10 protein-coding genes are annotated in these 15,907 nt (G+C 47.9%); all 10 read left to right on the top strand.

From position 1 onward, the window contains the following. The 10 genes from mfd (at position 1) to dnaK (ending at position 15,856) form a co-directional block, all read left to right on the top strand. Entirely contained in the window at positions 1 to 3,570 is a 3,570-nt protein-coding gene (gene mfd / locus T359_RS0110595; protein ID WP_026517465.1) for a transcription-repair coupling factor, read from the top strand. Between the two features lie 108 nt (positions 3,571 to 3,678). Then, entirely contained in the window at positions 3,679 to 4,869 is a 1,191-nt protein-coding gene (locus T359_RS0110590; protein WP_026517464.1) for a pyridoxal phosphate-dependent aminotransferase, read from the top strand. Between the two features lie 17 nt (positions 4,870 to 4,886). After that, positions 4,887 to 5,633 (top strand): phosphatase PAP2 family protein, encoded by a 747-nt coding sequence (locus T359_RS0110585; protein ID WP_026517463.1) that lies wholly within the window; start codon positions 4,887 to 4,889, stop codon positions 5,631 to 5,633. A gap of 152 nt (positions 5,634 to 5,785) precedes the next feature. After that, on the top strand, positions 5,786 to 6,274 hold the full coding sequence (locus tag T359_RS22800; RefSeq protein ID WP_026517462.1) for a DUF6465 family protein: 489 nt from the start codon (positions 5,786 to 5,788) through the stop codon (positions 6,272 to 6,274). A gap of 324 nt (positions 6,275 to 6,598) precedes the next feature. After that, complete coding sequence (locus T359_RS0110575; protein WP_026517461.1) at positions 6,599 to 6,937, top strand: hypothetical protein; 339 nt, start codon at positions 6,599 to 6,601, stop codon at positions 6,935 to 6,937. Positions 6,938 to 7,001: 64 nt separating this feature from the next. Further along, positions 7,002 to 11,096 (top strand): S8 family serine peptidase, encoded by a 4,095-nt coding sequence (locus T359_RS20030; protein WP_035784253.1) that lies wholly within the window; start codon positions 7,002 to 7,004, stop codon positions 11,094 to 11,096. Continuing rightward, positions 11,096 to 11,890, top strand: coding sequence for a hypothetical protein (locus T359_RS0110565; RefSeq protein WP_026517460.1), 795 nt, complete (start codon positions 11,096 to 11,098; stop codon positions 11,888 to 11,890). Before T359_RS20030 ends, T359_RS0110565 begins: the two co-directional genes overlap by 1 nt. A gap of 165 nt (positions 11,891 to 12,055) precedes the next feature. After that, positions 12,056 to 13,135, top strand: coding sequence for a heat-inducible transcriptional repressor HrcA (gene hrcA / locus T359_RS0110560; protein ID WP_051545250.1), 1,080 nt, complete (start codon positions 12,056 to 12,058; stop codon positions 13,133 to 13,135). A gap of 105 nt (positions 13,136 to 13,240) precedes the next feature. Further along, positions 13,241 to 13,900 carry a nucleotide exchange factor GrpE gene (gene grpE, locus T359_RS0110555; protein WP_051545278.1) on the top strand — a complete coding sequence of 220 codons (660 nt, stop codon included), beginning with the start codon at positions 13,241 to 13,243 and terminating at the stop codon, positions 13,898 to 13,900. Between the two features lie 48 nt (positions 13,901 to 13,948). Continuing rightward, complete coding sequence (gene dnaK, locus T359_RS0110550; protein ID WP_026517457.1) at positions 13,949 to 15,856, top strand: molecular chaperone DnaK; 1,908 nt, start codon at positions 13,949 to 13,951, stop codon at positions 15,854 to 15,856. Positions 15,857 to 15,907: the final 51 nt, after the last annotated feature.

Genomic DNA, 15,907 nt, shown 5'->3' with positions numbered 1-15,907 from the left:
ATGAGAGCGATTTCAACTCCCTTACACGAGCTTCCTCAGTTTGAGGAAATAAATAAATATCTGGAAAAGCCCTTTGCCTGCGCGGAGGTCACCGGTTGTGTGGACTCACAGAAGCTCCACTTCATCGATGGCCTGGGCGCTGATTTTAAGTACAGGATTATTGTCACTTACTCAGACCTTCGGGCAAAAGAGATCTACGAGGACTACAAGTTTTACGACAAGAATGTCACAGTCTACCCCGCAAAGGACCTTATCTTTTACCAGGCAGACGTTCATTCCAACGAGATAGTCCGCCAGAGGATCCGCTGTATGAGGCGCCTTCTCGAGGGGCGTCCCGTCACCGTGGTCACCACATTCTCAGCTCTGATGGCACCCCAGATCCAGCCGGAAGTAATCAAAAAGCATATCCTTCCCCTGGATAAGCACAGACCCATCGACGAGATAGAGATCGGCAAAAAGCTGGTTGAGATGGGCTATGTCAGAAACTATCAGGTAGAGGGCCCCGGGGAATTCTCAATCCGCGGCGACATCGTGGATGTTTTTGACCTGACCGAGGATAACCCCTACAGAATCGAGCTCTGGGGAGATGAGATCCAGTCCATCAGAAGCTTTGACATCCTGTCCCAGCGCTCCCTGGAGAAGCTGGAATCCATCGAGATCTACCCCGCCTCCGAGATCATCATGGGGGAGAAGCGCCTCCACGAGGGACTTAAGAGGATCGAGGACGAGTCCGAGGAGATGGTAAAAAAGCTCAGGGCAGAGTTTAAGACCAAGGAAGCCCACCAGCTAAAGACCAACGTGGACGAACTCAAGGAGCAGCTTTTAGAGCTCCACTCCGCCGTTAACCTTGAGAGCTACATCAGATATTTTTACGAAGACACCGTTACAATGCAGGAGCTGTTCCCCAAGGGAAAGAGCTGCATTTTCATAGATGAACCCCAGCGCGTTCTTGAGCACGCCATGGCTGTTGAGATGGAGTTTCGGGAGAGCATGACCCACAGAGCTGAGAAGGGCTATGTTCTTCCGGGACAGATGGATCTTCTTTACAGCGTGGACAACTGTATCGCCAGAATGGGCAATGGCAGGAGAGTTCTGATCTCCGCCCTTCAGATGCCCAAGGCCCAGAATGCCTTTGAGCCGGAAAAGAGCGTGGACATCAGCGCCAGAAGTATCGCAGCCTACAACAACAGCTTCGATGCCCTTGTAAACGACCTTAAGAATTATAGTAAAAAGGGCTACAGAGTCCTTATTCTGTCCGGCTCAAGAACCAGGGCCAAGCGTATCGTAGAGGACCTTCGGGACAATATGGTCTCAGCCTTTTACAGCGAGGATCCCGGAAGGACCCTTCAGAGCGGCGAGATCATGACCTACTACGGCAGGATCCTCAAGGGCTTTGAGTATCCCGAGATCAAGTTTGCAGTTATCGCTGAGAGCGACATTTTTACAGAACATGTCAAAAAGCGCAAGAAGAAAAAGAGTCAGTATCAGGGCGAGAAGATCTCTGATTTCGCTGACCTTAAGATAGGCGACTACGTGGTTCACGAGGACCACGGCCTTGGAATCTACCGAGGAATCGAGAAGATCGAATCCGACCATGTGGTGAAGGATTACATCAAGATCGAGTACGGCGGTGGCGGCAATCTCTACGTGCTGGCCACAGGCCTTTCCGTTATTCAGAAATACGCCTCCGGCGGAGACGACGAGACCACCCACAAGCCCAAGCTCAACAAGCTGGGAAGCGGCGACTGGTCCCACACCAAGAGCAAGGTCAAGGCCGCCGTCGAAGAAGTGGCCCAGGACCTGGTGGAGCTCTACGCCAAGAGGCAGCAGACCGCAGGCTACGAATTCAGCAAGGACACCGTCTGGCAGCAGGAGTTCGAGGACGCTTTTCCCTATCAGGAGACAGAGGATCAGCTCACCGCCATCGAGGACACCAAGAGGGATATGGAGTCCCCGAGAATTATGGACAGACTTATCTGCGGCGACGTTGGCTTTGGCAAAACAGAGATCGCAATCCGTGCGGCCTTCAAGGCTCTCCAGGACGGAAAGCAGGTGGCAGTGCTGGTTCCCACCACTATCCTGGCGCAGCAGCACTACAACACTTTTTCCGAGAGAATGAGAAACTTCCCGGTGAGGGTGGACCTTATGTCCAGATTCAGAACTCCCGGTGAGCAGAAAAAGACTGTAACTGACCTGAAGAAGGGCCTGGTGGACATCGTCATCGGAACCCACAGGATCCTTTCCAAGGACGTGCAGTACAAAGATCTGGGACTCCTTATCGTGGACGAGGAGCAGCGCTTTGGCGTAACCCACAAGGAAAAGATAAAGACCATGAAGGAGAGCGTGGACGTTCTGACCCTGTCAGCTACCCCTATCCCGCGAACCCTTCATATGTCACTGGTGGGCATCAGGGAGATGAGCGTTCTGGAGGAAGCTCCCAACGACAGAATCCCGATCCAGACCTATGTAATGGAATACAATGACGAGCTTGTCCGTGAGGCCATCGTAAGAGAGCTTTCCAGAAACGGACAGGTTTACTATGTATACAACAGAGTAAATAACATCGCTGACGTGGCGGCCCAGATCCAGAAGCTGGTGCCGGAGGCCAACGTGGCCTTTGCCCATGGCCAGATGAAGGAGTCGGAGCTGGAGCGTATCATGTACGATTTCATCGACGGAACCATCGACGTGCTGGTGTCCACCACCATCATCGAGACCGGTCTGGACATCCCCAATGTTAACACCATGATCATTCACGACTCAGATAAAATGGGGCTTTCCCAGCTCTATCAGCTCAGGGGCCGCGTAGGAAGATCCAACAGGACAGCCTATGCCTTCCTTATGTATAAGAAGGACAAGATGTTAAAAGAGATCGCGGAAAAGCGACTTTCTGCTATCCGTGAGTTCACAGACCTGGGAAGCGGCTTCAAGATCGCCATGAGAGACCTGGAGATCCGCGGCGCCGGAAGCCTTCTTGGAAGGAAGCAGTCAGGACACATGCAGGCTGTAGGCTACGACCTCTACTGCAAGATGCTGGGTGAAGCGGTGCGCCACAAAAAGAACGACGACACCGAAGGAAGCTCAGAGTATGTTCTTGAGGACATCCACACCAGTATCGACCTGGATGTCAGTGCCTTCATTCCGGATACTTATATTATGAACGAAGAGCAGAAGCTGGAGATATACAAGAGAATCGCCAGCCTAGAGAATCAGGGCGAGTGTGACGACATGAGGGACGAGCTTATGGACAGATTCGGAGAGGTGCCCGAGACTGTAACGAATCTTCTTCGTATATCCCTTCTTCGTACCAGAGCCCATGCCCTGTACCTTCTGGAGATCAAGGGCGGAGACGGAAGTATAGAGCTTAAGATAAGCCCCGCCGCCAAGATAGATCCCGGCAAGATCCCCGGATTCATCGCCGGCTACAAGGGCTCCATGCAGTTCCACAGCGCCGGAACTCCGGTATTTATCTACAAATACAAAAAAGAAGGCAGCCCCGAGAAGGCCGCTGCTCAGCTTCTTACCGACACCGAGAGCATTGTTGAGAAAATGCAGCAGCTGCTGGTGTGACGGAGAAATGGACCCGGGTCCATTGGAAATTATATATCAGAAAGTACTTTAATCCGTTACTATACTATAGTAAAATAACAGGAAAATAGTTTTTCCAGGAGGATCGTTATGATAAATCAGCAGTATAAAGACATGCTTTCAGCTAAGTCTGTTATCAGAGAACTGTCAGAATATGCCACTGCCAGGGGAAAAGAAGTGGGCTATGAGAACGTATTTGATTTCAGCCTTGGTAACCCCAGCGTTGAAGTGCCCAAGGAGTTTACCGATGAGATGATAAGACTCCTTCAGGAAGAGGACACCATGACTCTTCACGGCTACACACCAAGTCTTGGTAACCCCATGTTCAAGGAGGCCATTGCCAAGTCCCTTAACGAGCGCTTTGGCATGAACTACGGCCCTGAGCACATTTTCCCTACAACCGGTGCAGCAGGCGCTATTTCCCATGCAGTTCGCGCTGTGACCAAGCCCGGAGATGAGGTTATCGCCTTTGCGCCATTTTTCCCTGAGTACAGACCTTACATCAACGGCGCAGGCCTTGAGCTGAGCCTTGTTCCTGCTGATTTCACCTCCTTCCAGATCAACTTCGGGAAGTTCGAGGAGATGATTTCCGAAAAGACTGCTGCGGTTCTTATCAACACACCCAACAATCCTTCCGGAATCGCTTATTCCACAGAGACCCTGAAGAAGCTGGCAGATATTCTCACAGCCAAGTCAAAAGAGTTCGGACACACCATTTTCCTTCTCTCAGACGAACCCTACAGAGAGATCGTGTTCAAGGGTGCGGATGCCCCTTACGTATCCAAATTCTATGACCACACCCTTAGCTGCTATTCCTTCTCCAAGTCACTGTCCCTTCCCGGAGAAAGAATCGGCTATGTTGCCGTTAACCCCGCCTGTGAGGGAGCAGAGTTCATCGTTCCCATGTGCGGCCAGATCTCAAGAGGCACAGGACACAACTGTCCTCCTTCAATCATTCAGCAGGCTGTTGCCAAGGTATGCGGCATGACAGCGGACCTGTCTGTTTATGAGACCAATATGAACATCATCTACGATACCCTGGTTGACCTGGGCTTCACCATTGTTAAGCCCGGCGGAACCTTCTACATCATGCCCAAGGCCCTGGAGGAGAGCTCTGTGGAGTTCTGCAAAAAAGCCAAGGACTACGACCTTATCTTTGTTCCCGCCGACGGCTTCGGTGCACCGGGCTACTTCCGTATGGCTTACTGCATCGACACCGAGAAGGTTGAGCGTGCCATGGTAAGGCTTAGGGAATTTGTAGAAAAAGAGTACAAAAAGTAATTAGGAGATTTAACAGTATGAAAAAAGAGTACAAAATCAGCATCGGCGCTGAGGGGATCAAAAGCGCCTTTATTTACCTTATTGTAACCCTCATTTACACAGTCCTTGTTCTTACAGTGGACAAGGCACCCATCGGACCCAACGGTTCAGTTGTGGGATTTTCCGGAATCAACGGCAAATTCGCCGCTCGCTTCCCCTACAATCCCTTATTCGACAAGATCACAGATGTGGCCATGCTTATTGCTATCCTTGTGGCAGCAGGCTTTGCGGTTCTGGGACTTATGCAGCTTCTAAAGAGCAAGAGCTTTGCCAAGGTTGATAAGAAGATCTACGGCCTTGCTATTGTATATGTAGTTGTTATGGTTTTATATGTCTTTTTTGACAAGGTGCCCCTTAACTACAGACCTGTGATCATGCCCGGGGAGACTGAGCTTGAGGCATCATTCCCATCAACTCACACCCTGGTTGTCTGCACCATCATGTCAACAGCATCTCTTTTCTGGAAAAAGATCTTTGACGGCACAGGCAAGTATCTCAAGGATACAGCCTCCGGCAAGTCCTCAGTATTCATCAGCGGAGACAAGGAGAAGCTCCGCAAAGTCTTTGTAGGCTTTGCAAATATCGTGATGCTGGTGGCTGTACTGGGAAGAATAGTGGCCGGAGTTCACTGGATCACCGACATATGCGGAGGATTCCTGATTTCCGCAACCATCAAGGAGTTCTACAGCGCTTTATTTATAGGAAAGCTTGAGAGTGAAGATTGAAAAAGCCCATGGCTCTTGGGGGTGTTGATTATTTTTATCGACGGATGCGTTGACAATGCGGCTTAATGAGTGTAAACTCTATTTCGTAATCACTTTATTGTTTTAGCGAGCTATAGAAATCAATTGCGATTTTATGAGGAGGAGAACAAAAAATGGCAGAGATTAAGAAGACAGATAGCATCGTAAAGCCTGCAGTTGCTCCGGCAGCCAAGAAACCCGAAGTGAAGGCAGAGCCTGCTAAGGCTGAGAAGAAAGAGACTAAGGCAGCACCGGCTAAGAAGGCAGCAGCAGCTAAGAAGCCTGCAGCTAAGAAGGCAGCACCTGCCAAGAAGGCAGAGCCTAAGAAGGAGACCAAGGCAGCAGCCAAGAAGCCCGCAGCTAAGAAGCCTGCAGCTAAGAAGCCTGCAGCCAAGAAGGAAGCAGCTCCTAAGGCAGCTGAGGTTAAGACCAACATCGTTCTTCAGTATGGTGACAGAGCTGTATCCTATGCAGATCTTATCCAGAACGCAAAGAACAAGTTCCAGTACGATATGGGCGGCGACGCAGAGGCTGTTAAGAAGATCAACCTTTATGTTAAGCCTGAAGAGAACAAGGTTTACTTCGTAATGGACAACAAGGTTCAGGGCAGCTACGATCTTTAATCGCACTGATTATAATGCATATGACAAAGGCAGTCATTGGTTTTTTACCCATGGCTGCCTGTTTTTTTGCGTTTTTTAATAGTATTATACTTTGTTTATATTTTCTTTAGAAAACTCTTGACATTGGACCATGTCAAACTTAAACTTAAATATAACTTTCTCCATGTGGGGAAAATGCACTCAAAACGCTTTAGCACATAGAAGTGGTAAAAGGCCAACGCTTTAAACCGGTTGAGGATTTTTCAGATAATTCACTATAATTTGCTAACCTATTTGAGGCATTATGTGGGAAAGTTCAGAAAAGAGTATTTTGGAGGTGCGTATATGAGCAAGGCTTCATTTGAGAAGCTCCCGGGGAGAAAACCCTCCGGTAACTTTTTGGACAACAGGAAGCTCAGGCTCGATGATCAGAACGGTACTTCAGAGACTGTTCCACAGCGTATATACATTGTCTTTTCAGACGATGTCACCATCGAAGAAGGAGTTGAGAGAATTGAGAGAGAGGCTCTTTCAGGAGATATTTTACAGGTTTCCAGGTTCGATGTGACAGGTCATGCGGCAGTGGCCGTAGTATCCCCATTCCAGCTCAGACAGATACAGGATCTTCCTATTATTAAGAGAATCAAGGTGATGGAGGCTCATCACCCCAATACCATCGTATAAAGCTGCACCGACAACGATGCATTTTTATAAAGTACTACTATACTAACGACGGAGGAGAAAGTGTATGAAGAAAAAAATGTGCCCTGAAAAGACGCTGGCTGTAATCCTTAGTGCATCACTTGCATTATCACCTGCTATTACAGCATCAGCCGCTTCAGGAGACGGCGCTGAAGAGCTTTTAAGCGAAGAGCTTACAGAAGACCTCAGCGAAGAAGTGGAACTCGAAGAAGTTCCTGCGTATGAAAAGGTAGATCCTGCAGAGGTTGGCCTCGAGAAGACTGCCGATTTATTAAATGGGGAAGCTGCAGCTGATGTAGAAGCAGCTAAGCAGGATCCCGATGAGCAGACCAGAGTTATCATTGTCATGGAGGGAGACAGCGTTCTTGACGCAGGCTTTGATACAGCCGAGCTGACAGAGGCTGAGGCCGTGACACTTTCCGAGAATATCGTCAGTGAGCAGGAAGCTACTGTTGAGAAGATCGAAGAGGAAGCTCTTGAGGGAGAGGAGCTTGATGTTAACTTCAATCTTTCAATCGTAACCAACGCTGTATCAGCAGACGTTGCTTACAAGGATATCGAGAAGATCAAGCTTGTTGACGGTGTTGCTGCCGTTTATGTTGCTCAGGAGTATGAGCCTCAGGTAACAGCTGATCCTATGACAATCACATCCGGCGACATGGTTGGCAGCTATTCAACATGGGCTACAGGCTACACCGGAGCAGGCACAAGAATTGCCGTTATCGATACAGGTATCGATTCAGATCATCCTTCTTTTGACGGTGCTGCATTTGATGCTCACCTTGCTGAGACAGCAGAGAAGGCCGGCAAGACTGTAGAAGATTACAACCTTCTTACAGCAGAAGAGATCGAAACCGTTCTTCCTAGCCTCAATGCTTCCAAGGACAGCGAAGGTCTTACAGGAGAGCAGCTCTTTGTTAATGACAAGGTTGCTTTCGCTTACAACTACGTAGATAAGAACCTCGACATCACACATGACAATGATGAAGAGGGTGACCACGGTACACACGTATCAGGTATCGCTACAGCTAACGCTTATGTTCCAAATGCAGCAGCTGAGACAGGCTTCTCACAGCAGGCAGTAGGCGTTGTTGGTATCGCTCCTGACGCACAGCTCATCACCATGAAGGTTTTCGGAACCAACGGTGGAGCTTACACAGACGATTACATGGCAGCCATCGAGGACGCTCTTCGTCTTAAGGCTGACGTTGTTAACCTTTCACTTGGTTCGGCAGTTGCAGGTTATTCTGCAGACTCTGAGACATATGTTAACGACATCTTTGAGAAGCTTGAGGGAACAAGCACTGTTGTTTCCATCTCAGCAGGTAACTCAGGACGTTGGGCAGATGATTCCCAGCTCGGTGTTAACCTTTCCAAGGATGTTAACCAGGATACAGTAGGATCTCCCGGATCTTATTACAACGCTCTTACAGTAGCAAGTGCTGTTAACAGCGGTATGACAGCTAACTACTTTGCTACAGCAGACGGCGCTAAGATCTTCTACGCAGACGGTAATGATACACTTGCTCCTAAGTTCAAGACTCTTGACACATCAGCAGATCAGAACGGAACAGAGTATCCTTTCGTATACCTTGAAGCAAAGGGTGAAAAGACTGACTACGAAGGCGTTGATGTAGAAGGCAAGATCGTATTTGTTTCCCGCGGTACCATCACTTTCGGTGAGAAGCAGATGAATGCTGAGGCAGCCGGCGCTATCGGTGTTGTTGTCTACAACAACCAGGCAGGCACAATCAACATGACACTTCAGGGAAGCACAGCTGTTATCCCTGCTGTTTCCATCACACAGGCAGAAGGCCTTGCAGTTGCAGAGCAGGGAGAAAAGGTTGCTGATGGCGTTTACACAGGTGTTATCTCTGTTGCAGGTAATGTAGGAACCAACTACAACGCAGCTGACGGTTACACAATGAGCACCTTCTCATCCTACGGTGTTCCTGCAACTCTTGATCTTAAGCCTGAGATCACAGCTCCCGGCGGAAACATCTACTCAACAATAGACAACGGCGAGTATGGACTTATGAGCGGAACTTCAATGGCAGCTCCTTCAGTTTCAGGTCAGAGTGCCCTTGTTGAGCAGTACATCAGAGAGAACGGACTTGCTGAGAAGACAGGATTATCTGTTCGTACTCTTGCACAGTCACTTCTTATGGCAACAGCTGTACCTCTTTACGAGGACAACGATCCTTCAGGTCTTGAGTATTCACCAAGATCACAGGGTGCAGGTCTTGCCAACGTATACAATGCAGTAACATCACCTGTTTATGCACTTGTTGGTGACAAGGAAGGCAACGACGGTAAGGTTAAGGTTGTTCTTGGAGATGACCCTTCAAAGAGCGGTGAGTACAACTTCTCATTCGATCTTTACAACCTTACAGAAGAGCCTCAGTACTATGTACTTGATTCTACAGTTCTTACAGAGCAGATTTATGCATACCAGAATCTCAGATATTTTGCTGGATCTTCACACAAGCTCAACCCTGCTGTATCACTTACAGCTGACAATACTGTTCTTGTATATGACCTTAACGGCGACGGCAAGGTTAACAAGAAGGACCGTCTTACATTCCTTCAGGCTGTTAACGGCTCAGTAGAGGTTCCCGGCCTTGTAGCATTCCAGGATGAGTTCGACTTCAACAATGACGGAGCAGTTAATACCAAGGACGTATTCCTCTTTGGTAAGCAGTTCCTTAAGGGCGGCGAAAAAGTTGCTGATGTTAACCTCAGAGCAGTAGAGGTTAAGGACGCTGCCAAGGTTAATGTTTCAATCAACCTTTCAGCTGCTGACAAGAAGTATCTTGCACAGTTCGAGAACGGTATGTATGTAGATGGATTCATCTATGCTAAGGGTGCTGTAGACCTTTCAGTTCCTTTCCTTGCTTTCTACGGAAACTGGGGCGATTCTTCCATGTTCGAAGATTATGATTTCTATCAGGGAAGATTCGACGACGAGTACTCTAAGAATTCTTACCTTTACACAGGTCTTGAGGAGACCAACTTCATTTCATTCTTCCCTTACGGCGAGATGGATGAGGATAATGAGTACTACCTCCTTCCTAACCTTGTTGCAGATGATGCAGAGTACATTCCTGACAGAACCGCACTCAGCGGAACAAACGGAACAGTTCTCGGCGGATTCTACTACACACTTATCAGAAATGCTAACAGAGTAGTAGCTGAGATCAAGGATAAGAAGACCGGTGAAGTTTACTATTCACATGAAGAGCTTGAGAACTATGCAGCATTCACATACCAGGGTGCATGGCAGAATTCCCTTCAGACTCAGGAACTCCTTTGGGGCGCTACAGACGCTGAAGGCAACGTTCTTCCTGATGACACAGAAGTAGAAGTTAAGCTCACAGCAGTTCCCAGCTATTATGATGACGTTGAAGATATCAACACACTTACAGGCAAGGGTCTTAGCATCAGCTATTCACTTGCTGTAGATAACACAGAACCTGAAATCGTAGATGCAGTTCTCAACGAAGACGGCACAGCAGACCTTACAGTTCAGGACAACAGATACACAGCTGCTATCCTTACTCTTGATGCATCAGGATACGTTGATGGCAGATATGCTGTTGACCAGACCGTTAAGGGTGAAGAGAAGGTTGTTACAGTTAAGGTTCCTGAAGGAAGTAGCTCCTTCTACATCGAGCTTTACGACTATGCTCTTAACAGCTCACTTTACACATTCACATTACCTGAGAAAGAAGAGCCTGTAGAAGAGCCTGAGACAACCAAGTATCCTACAAGCCTTACAACAGATGTTGAGGAACTTGACCTTGAGGTTGGAGACAGAGCGCTTATTAAGACTACTGTAGGCCCTGAGAACCTTGAAGAAGGTTATGATGGAGTTGAGTTCATGAGCTCTAACGAGCTTGTGGCAACAGTAAGTTCTAACGGAACTGTTACTGCACTTAAGGAAGGTAGATGCACAATTCTTGTCTCTACAAAAGCAACAGATGAAAACGGCAAAAACCTTACAGCAACTGTTTGGATTACAGTAAGGGATTATGGCGGAGAAGATGGTGAAGATTCAGTAGTAGACGATACACTGGATTCATCTGAGGATGCCGCTCTTGAAGAAATCGGAGTAGCCGAGGAAATAGGAGGATCTAATTAATGAATAAATTATTTAAAAGAGCAGCTGTTGCAGCTTTGACAGCAATCGTTCTTTTTGCCGGAATGCCTGCTAAATCCGTAAAGGCTGCAGACGCAGCACCGGTTCGTACAGTAACCGAGTTAAGCGGCAAGCCGGACAACCAGAAGGTTGTATATAAGCTCAAGCTTGAGAATGCAAAAGTAACAGACGGACAGATCGCAGTTGTATACGATCCCGCTGTATTTGAACTTGAAAAGAGCACTGTTAACCAGGTTTTCAAAGAGAGCGATGTAAATAAGGACTACACAGAGGGCGACCTCAAGGGTCTTTCAATCGCATTTGTTGGCGATAAGGCAGTAACAGCCAACAAGACTGTTTTAACACTTACATTTAACGTAGCTAAGGGACTTGTAGCACAGGAGTCTGTTATCAGAACCAAGGTTGTAACTCTTAACAACGACGCAGAAGTTCTTCTTGAGGATGCAGTATTAGAGGACAGCTTCGTAGTTGGAAAAGGCAATATTGTTGATCCTGAGCTTGAGTACGTAAACCAGTCAATTCTTGGTGTAAGAGTACACTGGACCAAGGATGAGAACGCTGACGGCTTCCTTGTATTCCGCAGAGAAGGTAAGACCGGAGAGTTCGTACAGATCGCTGACGTACAGGGCAGAGATTACAGAGACGCAGATGTAGAGAATAAGGTAACTTATTACTACAAAGTTGTTGCTTACCAGGTACAGGGTGAAGAGACTGTTTACTCTAACGAGTCAAACGTTAAGTTTGTAACTGTTAAGAAAATTCTTGGAATCTTCTAATTTAATAAAATTTTAAGATCAGGGCCTGCCTCGGATATCCGGGGCAGGCCTTTTTCTTCTTTTTTTATATTTTGATGGTTGACATTGATACCCCATAGTGATAATTTATGATACAGAAGATGTTAGCACTCATATCATGTGAGTGCTAACACTCAAAAAGAAGATATGCCTGCCAATGAATTTGTGCGCAAAATACTGAGGAAGGTGAACGATTTGGAACTGGATGAGAGAAAACGAACCATACTTCATGCCATAGTCAAGAACTACTTAGAGACCGGAGAGCCGGTGGGCAGCCGTACTATTTCCAAGTATACGGACTTGAACCTCAGCTCAGCCACCATCAGGAATGAGATGGCGGATCTCGAGGAGATGGGACTTATTTTACAGCCCCATACTTCAGCAGGACGTATCCCTTCGGATCAGGGCTACAGAGTATATGTAGATGAGATGCTCAGGGATAAGGAACAGGAAGTTGAGAACATGAAGGAGATGCTCCTTGATAAAGAGGAGAAGCTTGAGAACCTGCTGAAACAGGTTGCCAAGACCCTGGCCGTAGATACCAACTATGCCACCATGATCTCCGCTCCACAGATTCGTAAGAACAAGCTGAAATTCATCCAGATCTCCAAGGTGGATGATGAGCATCTTCTGGCCACCATCGTTATTGAGGGCAACGTTATCAAGAACAAGATCATTCCTGTGGAAGAGGTTCTGGATGACGCCACGATGCTCAAGCTCAACATCCTTATGAACACCAGACTGGACGGTCTTGCTGTTGAGGATATCAACCTCGGTCTTATAGCTGCGGTTAAGCAGGAGGCCGGCATACACAGCGAGATCATAGGCAACGTGATAGATGCCGCAGCCGAGTCCATCACAGCGGATGAGGACCTTCAGATCTACACCAGCGGTACCATGAACATTTTCAAGTATCCCGAGCTTACGGACAATGCCAAGGCCAGCGAGCTCATCAGTACCTTTGAGGATACAAGAGATCTTTCCAGTATCGTTGAGGGCACCCTGGCCAATGAGGCTGAGGAGACCGGTATTCAGGTTTATATCGGCAATGAGACCCCCGTACAGGCCATGAAGGATTGCAGCGTTGTAACAGCCACCTATGAGCTTGGCGACGGAATGAAGGGCACCGTAGGAATCATCGGACCCAAGCGTATGGATTACGACAAGGTTATTACCACACTTAAGAATATGAGACATGCTCTTGATGATCTTTACAAGAAGAGCTAGAGCAGTGTTTGAGATATATCAGTTTTTTGATTTAGGAGGTAAGAGTAATTGAGCGATAAGAAGAAAAACGTGAGCGAGAAGGAGAAAGAGGTTCTCGAGAACATCATGGAAGAACTTGAGGAGGAAGCCGCTGAGAAGGCTGAGACCAAGACAGAGACCAAGACAGAGACCAAGACAGAGGCCAAGGCAGAGGCCAAGGCAGAAGATAAGGCCGATGAGAAGGCTCCCAAGCAGGAAGAGAAGGCCGAGGGTGCAGAGCCTGACGTAGAGCTGGAAGGCACCGAGGAAGCCAAGAAAAAGGGACTCTTTGGTAAGAAAGAGAAAAAGAACCCCCTTCAGGAAAAAGTTGACGAGCTTAACGACAGAGTCGTAAGACAGATGGCAGAGTTCGATAACTTCAGGAAGAGAACAGACAAGGAGAAGGCCCAGATGTTTGAGCAGGGCCAGGGAAGTGTCCTTGAGAAGCTCCTTCCCGTTATAGATAATTTCGAGAGAGGTCTTGCAGCAGTTCCCGAGGATGAGAAGGACGGAGCTTTTGCAGACGGCATGAACAAGATCTACAAGCAGCTTATGAAGCAGATGGAGGATCTTGGAGTTACCCCTATTGAAGCTGTGGGTAAGGAATTCGATCCCAACCTTCACAACGCAGTAATGCAGGCACAGAGTGAGGAGTTCGAATCCGGTGTAGTTGCACAGGAACTTCAAAAGGGCTATATGTTCCATGACACCGTGCTCAGACACAGCATGGTAGCAGTTAATCAGTAAATATAGAGTTTTGTTAAATATTTTGAGAATAAAACGGAGGAAAAGAATATGAGTAAGATTATCGGTATCGATCTTGGTACAACCAATAGCTGCGTAGCAGTTATGGAAGGTGGTAAGCCCACTGTTATCGCTAACGCAGAGGGCGCAAGAACAACACCTTCAATCGTAGCCTTCACCAAGAATGGTGAGAGAATCGTAGGTGAGCCTGCTAAGCGTCAGGCTGTTACCAACGCAGACAACACAATCGCATCAATTAAGAGAGACATGGGTACAGACCGTGGTCGTACAATTGATGGAAAGAAATATTCTCCTCAGCAGATCTCAGCTATGATCCTTCAGAAGCTGAAGGCTGATGCAGAACAGTATCTCGGCGAAAAAGTTACAGAGGCAGTTATCACAGTTCCCGCATACTTCAATGACGCTCAGCGTCAGGCAACCAAGGATGCAGGTAAGATCGCAGGTCTTGAGGTTAAGAGAATCATCAACGAGCCCACAGCTGCAGCTCTTGCATACGGACTTGATAACGAGAAAGAGCAGAAGATCATGGTTTACGACCTTGGTGGTGGTACATTCGATGTATCAATCATTGAGATCGGTGACGGTGTTATCGAGGTTCTTTCAACCAACGGTGATACACACCTCGGTGGTGATGACTTCGACCAGGCAATCATCAACTGGATGGTTCAGGATTTCAAGAATAAAGAGGGCGTAGACCTTTCTGGCGACAAGATGGCTATGCAGAGACTTAAGGAAGCTGCTGAGAAGGCTAAGAAGGAACTTTCTTCTTCAACCACAACCAACATCAACCTTCCTTTCATTTCAGCAGGCGCTGATGGCCCTAAGCACTTCGATGTAGACCTTACAAGGGCTAAGTTCGAGGAGCTTATCCACGACCTTGTTGAGAAGACAGCTATCCCTGTACAGAACGCTATGAAGGACGCAGGTCTTACAAACGCAGACCTTGGCAAGGTTCTCCTTGTTGGTGGTTCAACACGTGTTCCCTGCGTAGTAGAGAAGGTTAAACAGCTCACAGGCCACGAGCCTTCCAAGAGCCTTAACCCTGATGAGTGCGTAGCTATCGGTGCTTCAATCCAGGGTGGTAAGCTTGCAGGCGATGCCGGCGCAGGCGATATCCTTCTTCTTGACGTAACACCTCTTTCACTTTCAATCGAGACCATGGGTGGTGTTGCTACAAGACTTATCGAGAGAAATACAACTATCCCTACCAAGAAGAGCCAGGTATTCTCAACAGCTGCAGATAACCAGACAGCAGTAGATATCAACGTTCTCCAGGGTGAGAGACAGTTCGCGAAGGATAACAAGTCCCTCGGACAGTTCAGACTTGACGGAATCCCTCCGGCAATGAGAGGAGTTCCTCAGATCGAGGTTACCTTCGATATCGATGCCAACGGTATCGTTAATGTATCAGCTAAGGACCTTGGCACAGGCAAGGAGCAGCACATCACAATCACAGCCGGTTCCAACATGTCTGACGAGGATATCGACAAGGCTGTAAAAGAGGCTCAGGAGTATGAGGCTCAGGACAAGAAGCGTAAGGAAGGCATCGATGCCCGCAACGATGCAGACTCCTTCGTATTCCAGACAGAGAAGGCACTTCAGGATGTAGGCGACAAGATCGACGCTTCCCAGAAGCAGACTGTAGAAGATGATATCAAGGCTCTCAAGGAGACTCTTGAGCAGACCAAGGATAAGGAGCTTTCAGACTCAGAGATCGATTCTCTTAAGAGCCAGAAGGAGAAGCTCATGAACGATGCTCAGGCACTCTTTGCAAAGATGTATGAGAACGCTCAGGGAGCAGCAGGCGCAGGCCCTAACATGGGCGGTGCAGCAGGCCCTAACATGGGCGGTGCAGCAGGCCCTGATATGGGTGGTGCTTCTGCAGGTTCATCTTCAAACGATGACAACGTAGTTGACGGCGATTACAGAGAAGTTTAATGCATAAATGATGGGTAGCCAGGCGGAGGTTTTTCCGTCTGGCTATTCGGA

The sequence above is a fragment of the Butyrivibrio sp. MC2021 genome (assembly GCF_000621605.1).
GTDB lineage: Bacteria > Bacillota > Clostridia > Lachnospirales > Lachnospiraceae > Butyrivibrio.
This window is presented reverse-complemented; position numbering and strand designations above follow the sequence as displayed.